Annotated in this window: 12 protein-coding genes; 9 read left to right on the top strand and 3 right to left on the bottom strand. The window is 64.8% G+C overall.

Annotated features, from left to right (window positions below; translation table 11 throughout):
- The first annotated feature begins 19 nt into the window (after positions 1–19).
- Both ACLEJP_RS07935 and ACLEJP_RS07930 read left to right on the top strand, forming a co-directional pair.
- Positions 20–1225, top strand: coding sequence for a cysteine desulfurase (locus ACLEJP_RS07935; RefSeq protein WP_440805342.1), 1206 nt, complete (start codon positions 20–22; stop codon positions 1223–1225).
- On the top strand, positions 1222–1632 hold the full coding sequence (locus tag ACLEJP_RS07930) for a SufE family protein (protein WP_440805339.1): 411 nt from the start codon (positions 1222–1224) through the stop codon (positions 1630–1632). Before ACLEJP_RS07935 ends, ACLEJP_RS07930 begins: the two co-directional genes overlap by 4 nt.
- Before the next feature lie 110 nt (positions 1633–1742).
- Here ACLEJP_RS07930 and tcdA read toward each other — a convergent pair whose 3' ends face one another.
- Positions 1743–2552 (bottom strand): tRNA cyclic N6-threonylcarbamoyladenosine(37) synthase TcdA, encoded by an 810-nt coding sequence (tcdA, locus tag ACLEJP_RS07925; RefSeq protein WP_289134622.1) that lies wholly within the window; start codon positions 2550–2552, stop codon positions 1743–1745.
- A 119-nt stretch (positions 2553–2671) separates the two neighbouring features.
- Here tcdA and ACLEJP_RS07920 point away from each other — a divergent pair, with 119 nt between their 5' ends.
- From ACLEJP_RS07920 to ACLEJP_RS07905, 4 genes are all read left to right on the top strand, one after another.
- Complete coding sequence (locus tag ACLEJP_RS07920; protein WP_440805337.1) at positions 2672–5263, top strand: glycosyltransferase; 2592 nt, start codon at positions 2672–2674, stop codon at positions 5261–5263.
- A 95-nt stretch (positions 5264–5358) separates the two neighbouring features.
- Entirely contained in the window at positions 5359–6510 is a 1152-nt protein-coding gene (gene dapE, locus ACLEJP_RS07915) for a succinyl-diaminopimelate desuccinylase (protein WP_440805335.1), read from the top strand.
- On the top strand, positions 6510–7322 hold the full coding sequence (locus ACLEJP_RS07910) for a putative RNA methyltransferase (protein WP_440805333.1): 813 nt from the start codon (positions 6510–6512) through the stop codon (positions 7320–7322). The genes dapE and ACLEJP_RS07910 overlap by 1 nt, the downstream gene beginning before the upstream one ends.
- A gap of 16 nt (positions 7323–7338) precedes the next feature.
- On the top strand, positions 7339–7713 hold the full coding sequence (locus ACLEJP_RS07905; RefSeq protein ID WP_186679262.1) for a hypothetical protein: 375 nt from the start codon (positions 7339–7341) through the stop codon (positions 7711–7713).
- A 121-nt stretch (positions 7714–7834) separates the two neighbouring features.
- On the opposite strand, the gene ACLEJP_RS07900 is transcribed toward ACLEJP_RS07905, so the two are convergent.
- Entirely contained in the window at positions 7835–8044 is a 210-nt protein-coding gene (locus ACLEJP_RS07900; RefSeq protein WP_003252255.1) for a cold-shock protein, read from the bottom strand.
- Between the two features lie 231 nt (positions 8045–8275).
- Here ACLEJP_RS07900 and plsB point away from each other — a divergent pair, with 231 nt between their 5' ends.
- The 3 genes from plsB (at position 8276) to ACLEJP_RS07885 (ending at position 11958) form a co-directional block, all read left to right on the top strand.
- Positions 8276–10762 (top strand): glycerol-3-phosphate 1-O-acyltransferase PlsB, encoded by a 2487-nt coding sequence (gene plsB, locus ACLEJP_RS07895; RefSeq protein ID WP_440805332.1) that lies wholly within the window; start codon positions 8276–8278, stop codon positions 10760–10762.
- A 77-nt stretch (positions 10763–10839) separates the two neighbouring features.
- The gene (locus ACLEJP_RS07890; protein WP_440805330.1) at positions 10840–11238 is read left to right on the top strand and encodes a YbaY family lipoprotein; all 399 of its coding nucleotides are present in this window, start codon (positions 10840–10842) and stop codon (positions 11236–11238) included.
- A 33-nt stretch (positions 11239–11271) separates the two neighbouring features.
- Positions 11272–11958: a DUF4197 domain-containing protein gene (locus ACLEJP_RS07885; RefSeq protein ID WP_440805327.1), complete on the top strand. Its 687-nt coding sequence runs from the start codon at positions 11272–11274 to the stop codon at positions 11956–11958.
- A gap of 108 nt (positions 11959–12066) precedes the next feature.
- Here the strand turns inward: ACLEJP_RS07885 and ACLEJP_RS07880 are convergent, their stop codons facing one another.
- Positions 12067–15132: an efflux RND transporter permease subunit gene (locus tag ACLEJP_RS07880; protein ID WP_440805325.1), complete on the bottom strand. Its 3066-nt coding sequence runs from the start codon at positions 15130–15132 to the stop codon at positions 12067–12069.
- Positions 15133–15136 lie beyond the last annotated feature (4 nt).

Raw genomic sequence — 15136 nt, 5'->3', positions numbered from 1 at the left:
TCTTCCAGGCCCCGCGACCATGTTCCAGCCCTCCCCCTGGCGTGCCGATTTCCCCGCGATCGCCGCCCTGCAACGGCAGCACCAGACCTACCTGGACAGCGCCGCCACCACCCAGAAGCCGCAAGCCCTGCTCGATGCCCTGAGCCATTACTACGGCCATGGCGCTGCCAACGTGCACCGTGCCCAGCATTTGCCCGGCGCACTCGCAACCCAGGCTTTCGAAACCAGCCGCGACAAGGTCGCCGCCTGGCTCAATGCGGCAGAATCACGACAGATCGTCTTCACCCACGGTGCCACGTCGGCGCTGAACCTGCTGGCCTATGGCCTGGAACAGCGTTTCGAGGCCGGGGATGAAATTGCCGTCAGCGCCCTGGAGCACCACGCCAACCTGCTGCCCTGGCAGCAGCTGGCGCAGCGGCGCAAGCTGCGTCTGGTGGTACTGCCGCTGGACGTCCATGGCCGCATCGACCTGGACCAGGCACTGCAACTGATCGGGCCACGCACCCGGGTACTGGCGGTAAGCCAGCTGTCCAACGTGCTGGGTACCTGGCAGCCGCTGCCGGCGCTGCTGGCCCATGCCCGCGCGCAAGGCGCGCTGACCGTGGTCGACGGTGCCCAGGGGGTGGTGCATGGGCGGCATGATGTACAGCAGCTGGGTTGCGACTTCTATGTGTTCTCCAGCCACAAGCTGTACGGCCCGGAAGGCGTCGGCGTGCTGTACGGCCGCAGCCAGGCGCTGGAATTGCTGCGCCACTGGCAGTTCGGCGGCGAGATGGTGCAACTGGCCGACTACCAAAGCGCCAGCTTCCGCCCCGCGCCGCTGGGTTTCGAGGCCGGAACCCCGCCGATCGCCGGGGTGATCGGCCTGGGCGCGACCCTGGACTACCTGGCCAGCCTCGATGCCCGGGCGGTCGAAGCCCATGAGGCGAGCCTGCACCAACAGTTGCTGCGTGGCCTGGGCGACCGTGATGGTTTGCGCATCCTTGGCGCACCACAGGCGGCCCTGGCCAGTTTCGTCATCGAAGGCGTGCACAACGCTGATATCGCCCACCTGCTGACCGAGCAGGGTATTGCCGTGCGTGCCGGGCACCACTGCGCCATGCCACTGCTCAAGGGGTTGGGGCTGGAGGGCGCCATCCGCGTGTCGCTGGGGCTGTACAACGACAGCGATGACTTGCAGCGCTTCTTCGACGCGCTGGACCAAGGCCTGGAGCTGTTGCGATGAACCTGCCGACACAGGCCTGCCAGGCGCTGGAGGCGTTTGCGCAAAGCAAGGGCTGGGAACAGCGTGCGCGCCTGCTGATGCAGTGGGGCGACCGCCTGGAGCCCTTGGCCGAGGCTGAAAAGACCGAGGCCAACCGGGTGCATGGCTGTGAAAGCCTGGTGTGGCTGGTGGCCGAGCAAGTCGAAGGTGCGTGGCGGTTCAAGGCCAGCAGCGATGCACGTTTGCTACGCGGGTTGCTGGCGTTGCTGCTGGTGCGGGTGCAGGGGTTGGCCAGTGCAGAGCTGGCCGCGCTTGATCTGCGTGAGTGGTTTACCCAACTGGGCCTGGAGCGCCAGCTGTCGCCGTCGCGCAGCAACGGGTTGCATGCAGTCTTGCAGCGGATGGCGGAGCTGGCGTCCAACCGTTGAATCGCGCTGGCTGCTTCGCGGGCTTGCCCGTTCCCACAGGGTCCTCATCGTTCTTGAGAGAGATGCAGTACCTGTGGGAGCGGGCACGCCCGCGAAGAAGCCCACGCGGTCTATTCAGGCTTGACCCGCTCCGAAGGCCGTCGCGCCCCCGCCACCAGCTTTTCCACCGCCTTGCTCGCCGCCACCATGCCAAAGGTCGCAGTCACCATCATCACCGCGCCAAAACCACCCGAGCAGTCCAGCCGCACGCCTTCACCGACAAAACTCTTCTGCAGGCATACACTGCCATCCCCCTTGGGATAGCGCAGCTGCTCACTGGAAAACACGCACGGCACGCCATAATTGCGGCTGACGTTGCGCGAGAAGTTGTAGTCGCGGCGCAGGGTGGAACGCACCCGCGAAGCCAGCGGGTCGTTGAAGGTCTTGTTCAGGTCGGCGATCTGGATCTGCGTCGGGTCGATCTGCCCACCAGCGCCACCGGTAGTAACAATGGCGATCTTGCGCCGGCGGCACCAGGCAATCAACGCGGCCTTGGCCATGACGCTGTCGATGCAGTCGATCACGCAGTCAAGGTTTTCGCTGATGTACTCGACCATGGTGTCGCGGGTGACGAAATCGGCTACCGCATGCACCGTACAGGCCGGGTTGATCGCGCGCAAACGCTCGGCCATGACCTCGACCTTGGGCCGCCCCACCTGCCCTTCCAGGGCGTGGGCCTGGCGGTTGGTATTGCTGACGCAGACGTCGTCGAGGTCGAACAGGGTGATCTCGCCCACGCCACTGCGGGCCAGCGCTTCGGCCGCCCACGAGCCAACCCCGCCAATGCCGACCACGGCCACATGGGCCTGGGCCAGGCGCTGCAAGCCTTGGTCGCCATATAGCCGGGCAACGCCGGCGAAGCGTGGATCTTCTGTACTCATGCTCATACCCCAAAAAACCGGCGCGCATTATATGCCAGTGGGCCCATGACCTGCATCGTTAGGAAAGAGGCCACCAACCCTGCTTTAATGTCCTATCACTTCGACACTAATGGACGACAATGTCTTCACGTAAATTCGGCCTGAACCTGGTCGTGGTCCTGGCCATCGCCGCGTTGTTTACCGGTTTCTGGGCCCTGATCAATCGCCCGGTTTCCGCGCCTGCCTGGCCAGAGCAGATCTCCGGGTTTTCCTATTCGCCCTTCCGTCTGGGGGAAAGCCCACAAAAAGGCCAGTACCCCACTGATGACGAGATGCGCCAGGACCTGGAGCAGTTGAGCAAACTGACCGACAGCATCCGTACCTATACCGTGGAAGGCACCCAGGCCGATATTCCGCGGCTGGCCGAGGAGTTCGGCCTGCGGGTCACGCTGGGCATCTGGATCAGCCCCGACCTGGAACGCAACGAGCGCGAGATCGCCACCGCCATCCAGCTGGCCAACACCTCGCGCAGCGTGGTCCGGGTGGTGGTCGGCAACGAGGCGCTGTTCCGCGAGGAGGTCACCCCGGAGAACCTGATCCAGTACCTCGACCGGGTACGTGCAGCGGTGAAGGTACCGGTGACCACCAGCGAGCAGTGGCACATCTGGAAAGAAAACCCACAGCTGGCCAAGCATGTCGACCTGATCGCCGCGCACATCCTGCCGTACTGGGAGTTCGTGCCGATGCAGGATTCGGTCGCATTCGTCCTCGATCGGGCCCGCGAACTGAAACACCAGTTCCCGCGCAAGCCACTGCTGTTGTCGGAAGTCGGCTGGCCGAGCAACGGCCGCATGCGCGGTGGTGCCGATGCAACCCAGGCCGACCAGGCCATTTACCTGCGCACCTTGGTCAACACCCTCAACCGCCGTGGTTACAACTACTTCGTCATCGAAGCCTATGACCAGCCATGGAAAGCCAGTGACGAAGGTTCGGTGGGCGCCTACTGGGGCGTGTACAACGCCGAGCGCCAGCAGAAATTCAACTTCGACGGCCCGGTGGTGGCGATCCCGCAATGGCGTGCCCTGGCAGTGGCCTCGGTGGTCCTGGCGCTGATTGCGCTGACCGTGCTGTTCATCGACGGCTCTGCCCTGCGCCAGCGCGGCCGTACCTTCCTGACCTTCATCACGTTCCTGTGCGGGTCGGTCCTGGTGTGGATCGCCTATGACTACAGCCAGCAATACAGCACTTGGTTCAGCCTGACCGTGGGCGTGCTGCTGGCCCTCGGCGCGCTGGGGGTGTTCATCGTCCTGCTCACCGAGGCCCACGAACTGGCCGAGGCGGTATGGATACACAAGCGCCGCCGCGAATTCCTGCCGGTGCAGGCCGACAGCGCCTACCGGCCCAAGGTGTCGGTGCATGTGCCGTGCTACAACGAGCCGCCAGAGATGGTGAAGCAGACCCTCGACGCCCTGGCCGCACTGGACTACCCCGACTACGAAGTGCTGGTGATCGACAACAACACCAAGGACCCGGCCGTGTGGGAGCCGCTGAAGGCCCACTGCGAGAAGCTCGGCGAACGCTTCAGGTTCTTCCACGTCGCGCCATTGGCCGGCTTCAAGGGCGGCGCGCTGAACTACCTGATCCCGCATACCGCCAAGGACGCCGAAGTGATTGCGGTGATCGACTCGGACTACTGCGTCGACCGCAACTGGCTCAAGCACATGGTGCCGCATTTCGCCGACCCGAAAATCGCCGTGGTGCAGTCGCCGCAGGACTACCGCGACCAGCACGAAAGCGCCTTCAAGAAGCTCTGCTACAGCGAGTACAAGGGTTTCTTCCACATCGGCATGGTCACCCGCAACGACCGTGACGCGATCATCCAGCACGGCACCATGACCATGACCCGGCGCAGCGTGCTGGAAGAGCTGGGCTGGGCCGAATGGTGCATCTGCGAGGACGCCGAGCTGGGCCTGCGCGTGTTCGAGAAGGGCCTGTCGGCGGCCTACGCCCACAACAGCTATGGCAAGGGCCTGATGCCCGACACCTTCATCGACTTCAAGAAGCAGCGTTTCCGCTGGGCCTATGGCGCCATCCAGATCATCAAGCACCACGCCAGCGCGCTGCTGCGCGGCAAGGGCAGCGAGCTGACCCGTGGCCAGCGCTACCACTTCCTGGCCGGCTGGCTGCCATGGATCGCCGATGGCATGAACATCTTCTTCACCGTCGGCGCGCTGCTGTGGTCGGCGGCCATGATCATCGTGCCCCACCGGGTCGACCCGCCACTGATGATCTTCGCCATTCCGCCGCTGGCGCTGTTCTTCTTCAAGGTCGGCAAGATCATTTTCCTCTACCGGCGCGCAGTGGGTGTGAACCTGAAGGACGCCTTTGCCGCGGCGCTGGCCGGGCTGGCGTTGTCGCACACCATCGCCAAGGCGGTACTGTACGGTTTCTTCACCAGCAGCATGCCGTTCTTCCGCACGCCGAAGAATGCCGACAGCCATGGCTTGCTGGTAGCGATTTCCGAGGCCCGTGAAGAGCTGTTCATCATGTTGCTGCTGTGGGGTGCGGCGCTGGGCATCTATCTGGTGCAAGGGCTGCCGAGTTCGGACATGCGTTTCTGGGTGGCGATGTTGCTGGTGCAATCGTTGCCTTATGTGGCGGCGCTGGTGATGGCGTTTCTGTCATCGCTGCCCAAACCCGGGGAAAAGGCCGCCGAGGCGCAACAGGCATGAGTTATTTGGGGCGCTTTGCGCCCCATTGGCCTGACGCTTTGATATAAGATAACGCCCCTCAGAATTCCTCGCCTTGCCTTGCCCCGGAGTCCCCCATGACGGCCCCAGCCGAGCTTTCGCCCACCCTTCAACTGGCCTGCGACCTGATCCGTCGCCCCTCGGTCACCCCCGTCGACGCCGACTGCCAGGCGCAGATGATGAACCGCCTGGGCGCCGTGGGCTTCCAGCTGGAACCGATGCGCATCGAGGACGTCGACAACTTCTGGGCCACCCACGGCACCCAGGACGGCCCGGTGCTGTGCTTCGCCGGCCACACCGACGTGGTGCCCACCGGCCCGGTGCAGCAATGGCAGCATGAACCGTTCAAGGCGCTGATCGACGCCGAGGGCATGCTCTGCGGCCGTGGTGCCGCCGACATGAAAGGCAGCCTGGCCGCCATGGTGATTGCCAGCGAGCGCTTCGTGCAGGACTACCCGAACCACCGGGGCAAGGTCGCCTTCCTGATCACCAGCGACGAGGAAGGCCCGGCCCACCACGGCACCAAGGCCGTGGTCGAGCGCCTGAAAGCGCGCAACGAGCGCCTGGACTGGTGCATCGTCGGCGAGCCATCCAGCACCACCCTGCTCGGTGACGTGGTCAAGAACGGCCGCCGTGGCTCGCTCGGCGCCAAGCTGACCGTACGCGGCAAGCAGGGCCACGTGGCCTACCCGCACCTGGCGCGCAACCCGATCCACCTGGCCGCCCCGGCCCTGGCCGAACTGGCTGCCGAGCACTGGGACGAAGGCAATGCGTTCTTCCCGCCGACCAGCTTCCAGATCTCCAACCTCAATGCTGGCACCGGTGCCACCAACGTGGTCCCAGGCGAACTGACCGCGCTGTTCAACTTCCGCTTCTCCACCGAGTCCACCGTCGAAGGCCTGCAGGCGCGGGTGGCAGCCATTCTCGACAAGCATCAACTGGACTGGTCGATCGACTGGGCGCTGTCGGGCCTGCCGTTCCTCACCGAACCGGGCGAGCTGCTGGACGCGGTATCGGCCAGCATCAAGGGCGTCACCGGCCGCGACACCCAGCCGTCCACCAGCGGTGGTACTTCCGATGGCCGCTTCATCGCCACCATGGGCACCCAGGTGGTCGAGCTGGGCCCGGTCAACGCCACCATCCACCAGGTTGACGAGCGGATCCTGGCCAGCGACCTCGACCTGCTGACCGAAATCTACTACCAGACCCTGGTCCGGTTGCTCGCCTGATGCTCGCCTGTCCCCTTTGCCAGGCGCCGCTGAGCCGGCTCGACAACGGTGTGGTGTGCCCGGCCGGGCACCGCTTCGACCGCGCCCGCCAGGGTTACCTGAACCTGTTGCCGGTGCAGCACAAGAACAGCCGCGACCCGGGTGACAACCAGGCCATGGTCGAGGCCCGCCGCGATTTCCTCGATGCCGGCCACTACGCCCCGGTGGCCCGCCGCCTGGCCGAACTGGCCGCCGAGCGCCAGCCCTCTGCCTGGCTGGACATCGGTTGCGGCGAGGGTTACTACACCGCACAGCTCGCCCAGGCCGTGCCGGCCGCCGACGGCTATGCCCTGGACATTTCCCGCGAGGCGGTCAAGCGTGCCTGCCGCCGCGCGCCCGAGGTCACCTGGATGGTCGCCAGCATGGCCCGGGTGCCGCTGGCCGACGCCAGCTGCCAGTTCATCGCCAGCGTGTTCAGCCCGCTCGACTGGGCCGAGGCCAAGCGCCTGCTCAGCCCCGGCGGTGGCCTGATGCGGGTCGGCCCCACCAGCGGCCACCTGATGGAACTGCGCGAAGTGCTCTACGATGAAGTGCGCCCTTACGCCGACGACAAGCATCTCGCACTGGTCCCCGATGGCATGGCCCATGCCCACAGCGAAACCCTGGAGTTTCGCCTGAGCCTGGTCGCGCCCAAGGCCCGCGCCGACCTGCTGGCCATGACCCCGCACGGCTGGCGCGCCAGTGCCGAAAGGCGTGCCCGGGTGATCGACCAGGCCGAGCCGTTCGAGGTCACGGTTTCCATGCGTTACGACTATTTCCTGCGCCAAGACTGAGCACACCGGAGCCCTTATGCGCCAACCTGATATCGAGATCTACCTGAAGGACGCCGACGTCGACCACAAGCAGATTGCCGAGTGGCTTGCCCAGGCGATCGGCCCGTGCAGCGAATGGCAGCAGAAAGGCCAGACCTTCAAATGCCAGGCCGGTAACATTCCGGTCACCTGGTTACCCAAAGCTGTAGGGAAATGGAACAGCCTTTACCTGGAAAGCGACCAGACGCCCTGGGCCGACGATGTGGCCTGCGCCCGCGCCGCTTTTGCCGCACTGGGTGTGGAAGTGCGCTGCGCGCCGGGTGGCTGGGTGGAAGAAGACGGGGAAGAGGATGCCGACCGCTGGATCCGCATCAGTGCCGACGGTGAAGAGGAGATCACCTGGCGTACCTGAACACAGGGTATTCCTGTGGGAGCCTGGCTTGCCGCCGATGCAGGCAACACGGCACCTGGCACCGGCCTTGCCGGTAATCGCCGGCAAGCCAGCTCCCACAACAAGCCTTACAGCATGAGGCTCAGAGCCCTACTACGTCTTCGGCTTGCAGGCCTTTCTGGCCCTGCACGCAGGCGTATTCGACCCGCTGCCCTTCGACCAGGGTACGATGCCCCTCACCGCGAATCGCCCGATAGTGGACGAACACATCCGCACCACCTTCGCGCTGAATGAAGCCATAACCCTTGGCATCGTTGAACCACTTTACATTCCCAGTCTCACGAGACGACATCTGAACTACTCCGGATTTTTATTGTGAAGATCGCCTTGTAGACACGAAGCCTCCGCCACGTGCCGACGCCGCTTGCGCAAATATCCTGCAAGTGGCAGGCCGAGTATATGACACAGAACAAAAAAATTTGATGACCGTCGCGCCGTTCGGCGATTTTTGCTGAACTTGCGCGGATACGGCAGACTAATTGGCCAGATAACCACTGAACTTCACACCCAGGGCACACACCCCATGACCCGTTCCCCCCTGCGCCGCCTGATCTTCGGCGCCCTGCGTCGCCTGTTGTACCTGTGGGTGCGCTCCGAAACCATCAACCAGTCCTCCCTCACCCTCAAGCTCGACCGCAGCCGCCCGGTGTTCTATGCGCTGCCCTCGCCCGCCCTCACCGACCTGGCCGTGCTCGACCACGAATGCACCAAGGCGGGGCTGCCGCGCCCGGTGCTGCCAGTGGCGGTGGGCCCACTGCAGGAACCGGCTGCATTCTTCTACCTGACGCCGGACCCGGACTGGCTCGGCCGCCACGACAAGCGTGGCGCGCCACCCACCCTGGAGCGCCTGGTAACCGCCATCAGCCAGCATGCCGAAGAGGACGCGCAGATCATCCCGGTCAGTGTGTTCTGGGGCCAGACTCCGGCCAGTGAGTCCAGCCCGTGGAAGCTGCTGTTCGCCGACAGTTGGGCAGTGACCGGGCGCCTGCGCCGGCTACTGACCGTGCTGGTGCTGGGGCGCAAGACCCGGGTGCAGTTCTCGGCGCCGATCCACCTGCGCGAACTGGTGCAGCACAACAAGGGCCACGAACGTACCGTGCGCATGGCCCAGCGCCTGATGCGCGTGCATTTTCGCAACCTCAAGACCGCCGTCATCGGCCCGGACATCTCGCACCGGCGCACGCTGGTCAAGGGCCTGATCCATGCGCCGCAGGTGCGCCAGGCCATCCTCGACGAGGCGCAGCGCGAGAACCTGCCGCTGGCCAAGGCCGAGGCGCAGGCGCTGCGCTATGGCAACGAGATCGCCTCGGACTATACCTACACCGCCATCCGCTTCCTCGAAGTGGTGCTCAGCTGGTTCTGGAACAAGATCTACGACGGCATCAAGGTCAACCACATCGAGCAGGTGCAAGGCATCGCCCCCGGCAACGAAGTCATCTACGTGCCGTGCCACCGCAGCCACATCGACTACCTGCTGCTGTCGTACCTGCTGTTCCGCAACGGCCTGACCCCGCCGCACGTGGCCGCAGGCATCAACCTCAACATGCCGCTGGTAGGTAACCTGCTGCGCCGTGGCGGTGCCTTCTTCATGCGCCGCACGTTCAAGGGCAACCCGCTGTATACCGCGGTGTTCAACGAGTACCTGCACACCCTCTACACCAAGGGCTTCCCAGTGGAGTACTTCGTCGAGGGTGGCCGTTCGCGTACCGGGCGCATGTTGCAACCGCGTACTGGCATGCTGGCCATCACCCTGCGCAGCTTCCTGCGCTCGTCGCGCACGCCGATCGTCTTCGTGCCGGTGTACATCGGCTACGAGCGTGTGCTCGAAGGCCGCACCTACCTGGGCGAGCTGCGCGGGGCCAGCAAGAAGAAGGAGTCGATCTTCGACATCTTCAAGGTGTTCGGCGCGCTCAAGCAACGCTTTGGCCAGGTCTACGTCAACTTCGGCGAACCGATCCGCCTGGCCGGTTTCCTCGATCAGCAGCAGCCCGGTTGGCGCGACCAGGAACACGGCCCGCAGTATCGCCCGGACTGGCTCAATGCCACCACCACCCGCCTGGGCGAAACCGTGGCCCGTCACCTCAACGAGGCAGCGGCGATCAACCCGGTCAACCTGGTGGCCCTGGCACTGCTGTCGACCAGCCGCCTGGCCCTGGACGAACGCGCCTTGACCCGCGTGCTCGACCTGTACCTGGCGCTGCTGCGCCAGGTGCCCTACTCGCCGCATACCACCTTGCCCGAGGGCGACGGCCAGGCGCTGATCGAACACGTGCGCAGCATGAGCCTGGTGGCCGAGCAGAAGGATGCCCTGGGCCGCATCCTGTACCTGGATGAAGGCAACGCGGTGCTGATGACCTATTACCGCAACAACGTGCTGCACATCTTCGCCCTGCCAGCCCTGCTGGCCAGCTTCTTCCTCAGCAGCTCACGCCTGAGCCGTGAACTGCTGGGCCAGTATGTGCACGCACTGTACCCCTACCTGCAGGCCGAACTGTTCCTGCGCTGGACACCGGAGCAGCTGGACGATGTGATCGACCAGTGGCTGGCCGCACTGGTCGAACAGGGCTTGCTGCGCCAGGACCAGGACCTGTACATCCGCCCCGCGCCCAGTTCACGGCAGTTCGTCCTGCTGACCCTGCTCGCCCGCACCATCACCCAGACCCTGCAGCGCTTCTACATGGCTACCTCGCTGCTGCTCAACAGCGGGCAGCACAGCCTCAGCGCCGAAGCGCTGGAAGACCTGTGCGTGATGATGGCCCAGCGCCTGTCGATCCTGCATGGCCTGAACGCCCCGGAGTTCTTCGACAAGACGCTGTTCCGCCACTTCATCCAGACTTTGCTCGAGCAGGGCGTGCTGCAGCCCGACAGCCAAGGCAAGCTGGGCTACCACGACAAGCTCGGCGAGGTGGCCGAAGGCGTGGCCAAGCGGGTGTTGTCAGCCGAGCTGCGCCTGTCGATCCGTCAGGTGGCGCTGCACCGCGATGACGGCCTGGAAAGTTCAACCCTGTAAAGGCTTCAGCAGCCGGCAAAATCCGCTACAGTCCCTGGGGTTGGCCACAAGCCAGCCCTAAGGAAAACGGAGACTCCATGAAAAAGCTCTTTATGCTGTGTTGCGCATCCCTGCTCGCAGCCTGTTCCAGCCATACCTCGCCCAGCCAGGCCAGCCTGGATGGCGAAGTCTTCTATCTGCAGCGCAGCGCCCTGCCAGCAAACGCCACCCTCAGTGTGGAGCTGCAGGATGTGTCGCTGATGGACGCCCCAGCAGTGGTCCTGGCACGCCAGGCCGGCCCGGTCAAAGGCAACGTACCGCTGCCCTTCCACCTCGCCTACGACCCGGCCCAGGTCAAGCCCGGCCACCGCTATGCGCTCAGCGCGCGCATCGAACTGGATGGCAAGTTGCTGTTCATCAACACCGAACAGCATGCTGTCCGGCTGGATGGCCATGACCCGCAACCGGTGCGGATCAAGGTCGATCCGGTCCGCTGAAACCCGTATTCATCTGTTTACAAGGAAAGCTTCATGATCCGCACCACCCTGCGTTTCACCACCCTGTGCGCCGGCCTGCTGCTGTCGGCCAGTGCACTGGCCCTGTCGCTGGGCGACCTGAGCCAGAAAGACGCCACTGGCGGCCTGAAAGATGCCCTGACCCAGGGCGCGCAACTGGCCGTCAAGCAGCTGAGCGCCCCGGGCGGCTTCAGCAACAACCCGGACGTGCGCATCGAGCTGCCGGGCAACCTGGGCAAGGCCGCCAAGGCGATGAAGATGTTCGGCAAGGGTGACCAGGTCGAAGCCCTGGAAACCAGCATGAACAAGGCCGCCGAGGCTGCCGTGCCGCAGGCCCAGGCGATTCTGGTGGATGCCGTGAAGAACATGAGCGTGACCGATGCCAAGGGCATCCTCAGCGGTGGCGACGATTCGGCGACCCAGTACCTGAACAAGAGCAGCCGCGAGCAGATCCGTGCCAAGTTCCTGCCGATCGTCAAGCAGGCCACCGACAAGGTTGGCGTGGCCCAGCAGTACAATGCCTTTGCGGCGCAGGCCAAAGGCCTGGGGCTGGTCAAGGACGACGCCAATATCGAGAACTACGTGACCGAGAAGGCGCTGGATGGCCTGTTCGAGATGATCGCCAAGCAGGAGCAGAGCATTCGCCAGAACCCTGCTGAAGCGGCTACCAGCCTGGCCAAGAAGGTATTTGGCGCGCTGTAACGGCCCTGGGGCTGCCTTGCAGCAGCCCATCGCGACACAAGGGCGGTGCCTCACCTGTAGAAGCGGCCATGTATCGCGAAAGGAGGGCGAAGCCCTCCCCCGCGAACTTCAGCCCTTCTTCACCCTGAACCACGCCGCATACAACGCCGGCAGGAACAGCAACGTCAGCACCGTGGCCACGATCAAGCCGCCCATTATCGCCACCGCCATCGGCCCGTAGAACACGCTGCGCGACAACGGAATCATCGCCAGCACCGCCGCCAGTGCCGTCAGCACGATCGGCCGGAAACGCCGCACCGTGGCTTCGATGATCGCCTGCCAACGGTCCAGGCCCGCCGCGATGTCCTGCTCGATCTGGTCCACCAGGATCACCGAATTGCGCATGATCATCCCGGCCAGGGCAATGGTGCCGAGCATGGCGACAAAGCCGAACGGTTGACGGAACACCAGCAGGAACAGGGTTACGCCAATCAGCCCCAGCGGCGCGGTGAGGAACACCATCACCGTGCGCGAGAAGCTGCGCAGCTGAATCATCAGCAGGCTCAGCACCACCACCACGAACAGCGGCATGCCGGCATTCACCGACTTCTGCCCGCGCTCGGAGTCTTCCACCGTGCCCCCCACCTCCAGCAGGTAGCCGTCAGGCAGGTTGGCGCGAATCGCCTCCAGGGTCGGCTCGATCTGCTTCACCAGCGTGGCCGGCTGCTCCTTGTCGTAGATATCGGCGCGCACGGTCACCGTCGGCAAGCGATTGCGGTGCCAGATGATGCCTTCCTCGAAGCCGTATTCCAGGGTTGCCACCTGCGACAACGCCACGCTCTGGCCATTGTCGGTGGGCAACGCCAGGCTGCCGAGGTTGCCCAGCTCGTTGCGTTCCTGGCGGGTGCCGCGCAGCAGGATCTCGATCAGCTCGTTGTCCTCGCGGTACTGGCTGACCGTGCTACCGGTCAGCGAGCTTTGCAGGAAGCCGGCCAGCTGCGCGGTACTCACGCCCAGGGCCCGCGCGCGGTCCTGGTCGATTTCCAGGAATACCGCCTTGCTCGGCTCCTCCCAATCCAGGTGCACATTCACCACATGCGGGTTCTCGCGCACCCTGTCGGCCACTGCGCGAGCCAGCGCACGGACTTTCTCGATGTGCTCGCCGGTCACCCGGAACTGTACCGGGTAGCCCACGGGCGGGCCGTTTTCCAGGCGAGTGACCCGGGCGCGCAAGTCGGGGAACTGCTGGTCGACGGTGCTGATCAGCCAGCTGCGCAGGCGCTCGCGGTCTTCCATCGACTTGGCCAGCACCACGAACTGGGCGAAGCTGGCCGCCGGCAGTTGCTGGTCCAGCGGCAGGTAGAAACGCGGTGAGCCGGTACCCACGTAGGCCACGTAGTTGTCGATGCCGTCCTGCTGCTTGAGCAGCGCTTCCAGCTGCTTGACCCGCTCGGCAGTGTTGGCCAGCGAGGCACCTTCGGCCAGCTTAAGGTCGACCATCAGCTCCGGGCGCCCGGAGGCCGGAAAGAACTGCTGCGGCACGAAGCGGAACAGCAGGATACTGCCGACAAAGGCGGCCACGGTCAGCAGGATGACGGTCTTGCGCCGCCGTACACACCATTCCACCAGGCGCCGCACGCGCTGGTAGAACGGCGTAGCGTAAGGGTCTGGCGCGTGGCCGTCGTTGCCGTGCCGCGCGGCATGCAACCTGGCCAGGTCGGGCAGCAGGCGCTCGCCCAGGTAGGGCACGAATACCACGGCGGCCACCCAGGAGGTGAGCAAGGCGATGGTCACGACCTGGAAGATCGAGCGGGTGTATTCACCGGTGCTGGAAGCTGCCGTGGCAATTGGCAGGAAGCCGGCCGCGGTGATCAGGGTGCCGGTGAGCATCGGGAAGGCGGTGCTGCTCCAGGCATGGCTGGCCGCCTTGAGCCGGTCATAGCCCTGCTCCATCTTGATCGCCATCATTTCCACGGCAATGATCGCGTCATCCACCAGCAGGCCCAGCGCCAGCACCAGCGCGCCAAGCGAGATCTTGTGCAGGCCGATACCGAAGTAGTGCATGGCGGCAAAGGTCATGGCCAGCACCAGCGGGATGGCCAGCGCCACCACCAGGCCGGTGCGCAGGCCCAGCGAGAAGAAGCTCACCAGCAGCACGATGACCAGCGCCTCGACCAGCACCTGGATGAATTCGCCCACGCCAGCCTTGACCGCCGCCGGCTGGTCGGAAACCTTGCGCAGCTCCATGCCGGCCGGCAGGCTGCGCGCCAGGCGTTCGAACTCGGCTTCCAGCGCCTTGCCGAGCACCAGGATATCGCCACCGTCCTTCATCGACACCGCCAGGCCGATGGCATCCTCGCCCATGAAGCGCATGCGCGGTGCGGGAGGGTCGTTGAAGCCCCGGTGCACCTCGGCGACGTCACCGATACGGAAGGTCCGGTCACCCACCCGGATGGGGAACTGGCGGATCTGCTCGACGCTGCCGAAACGCCCGCTCACGCGCAGTTGCAGGCGCTCACTGGGCGTTTCGAAGAAGCCGGCGGTGCTGACCGCGTTCTGCTCCTGCAGCGCCTGCTGCACGGCCTCCATCGGCACGCCAAGGGTGGCCAGCTTGAGGTTGGACAGCTCGATCCAGATTTTCTCGTCCTGCAGGCCGACCAGCTCGACCTTGCCCACGTCCTTGACTCGCTGCAGCTGGATCTGGATACGGTCGGCATAGTCCTTGAGCACGGCATAGTCGAAGCCTTGCCCGGTCAGCGCATAGATGTTGCCGAAGGTGGTGCCGAACTCGTCGTTGAAGAACGGGCCCTGGATCTCCGGCGGCAGGGTGTGGCGGATGTCCGCGACCTTCTTGCGGATCTGGTACCACAGCTCGGGGATGTCCTTGGAATGCAGCGAGTCGCGGGCCATGAAGGTGACCTGCGATTCGCCGGGACGGGAGAACGAGACGATCCTCTCGTACTCGCCGGTTTCCATCAGTTTCTTCTCGATGCGCTCGGTGACCTGGCGCGACACTTCCTCCGCGCTGGCGCCCGGCCACAAGGTGCGGATGACCATGGCCTTGAAGGTGAACGGCGGGTCTTCGCTCTGGCCGAGCTTGGTGTAGGACATCGCGCCAATGGCCGCCAGCAGGATCATCAGGAACAGGACGATCTGGCGGTTGCGCAGCGCCCAGGCAGAAAGGTTGAAACCCATCGGG

This window comes from Pseudomonas sp. SMV7 (genome assembly GCF_052041995.1).
GTDB lineage: Bacteria > Pseudomonadota > Gammaproteobacteria > Pseudomonadales > Pseudomonadaceae > Aquipseudomonas.
This window is presented reverse-complemented; position numbering and strand designations above follow the sequence as displayed.

Bases quoted from the DNA above. Each gene is read 5' to 3' on its own strand.
- ACLEJP_RS07935 (WP_440805342.1), top strand. From the start codon at position 20: ATGTTCCAGCCCTCCCCCTGGCGTGCCGATTTCCCCGCGATCGCCGCC.
- ACLEJP_RS07930 (WP_440805339.1), top strand. From the start codon at position 1,222: ATGAACCTGCCGACACAGGCCTGCCAGGCGCTGGAGGCGTTTGCGCAA.
- tcdA (WP_289134622.1), bottom strand. From the start codon at position 2,552: ATGAGTACAGAAGATCCACGCTTCGCCGGCGTTGCCCGGCTATATGGC.
- ACLEJP_RS07920 (WP_440805337.1), top strand. From the start codon at position 2,672: ATGTCTTCACGTAAATTCGGCCTGAACCTGGTCGTGGTCCTGGCCATC.
- dapE (WP_440805335.1), top strand. From the start codon at position 5,359: ATGACGGCCCCAGCCGAGCTTTCGCCCACCCTTCAACTGGCCTGCGAC.
- ACLEJP_RS07910 (WP_440805333.1), top strand. From the start codon at position 6,510: ATGCTCGCCTGTCCCCTTTGCCAGGCGCCGCTGAGCCGGCTCGACAAC.
- ACLEJP_RS07905 (WP_186679262.1), top strand. From the start codon at position 7,339: ATGCGCCAACCTGATATCGAGATCTACCTGAAGGACGCCGACGTCGAC.
- ACLEJP_RS07900 (WP_003252255.1), bottom strand. From the start codon at position 8,044: ATGTCGTCTCGTGAGACTGGGAATGTAAAGTGGTTCAACGATGCCAAG.
- plsB (WP_440805332.1), top strand. From the start codon at position 8,276: ATGACCCGTTCCCCCCTGCGCCGCCTGATCTTCGGCGCCCTGCGTCGC.
- ACLEJP_RS07890 (WP_440805330.1), top strand. From the start codon at position 10,840: ATGAAAAAGCTCTTTATGCTGTGTTGCGCATCCCTGCTCGCAGCCTGT.
- ACLEJP_RS07885 (WP_440805327.1), top strand. From the start codon at position 11,272: ATGATCCGCACCACCCTGCGTTTCACCACCCTGTGCGCCGGCCTGCTG.
- ACLEJP_RS07880 (WP_440805325.1), bottom strand. From the start codon at position 15,132: ATGGGTTTCAACCTTTCTGCCTGGGCGCTGCGCAACCGCCAGATCGTC.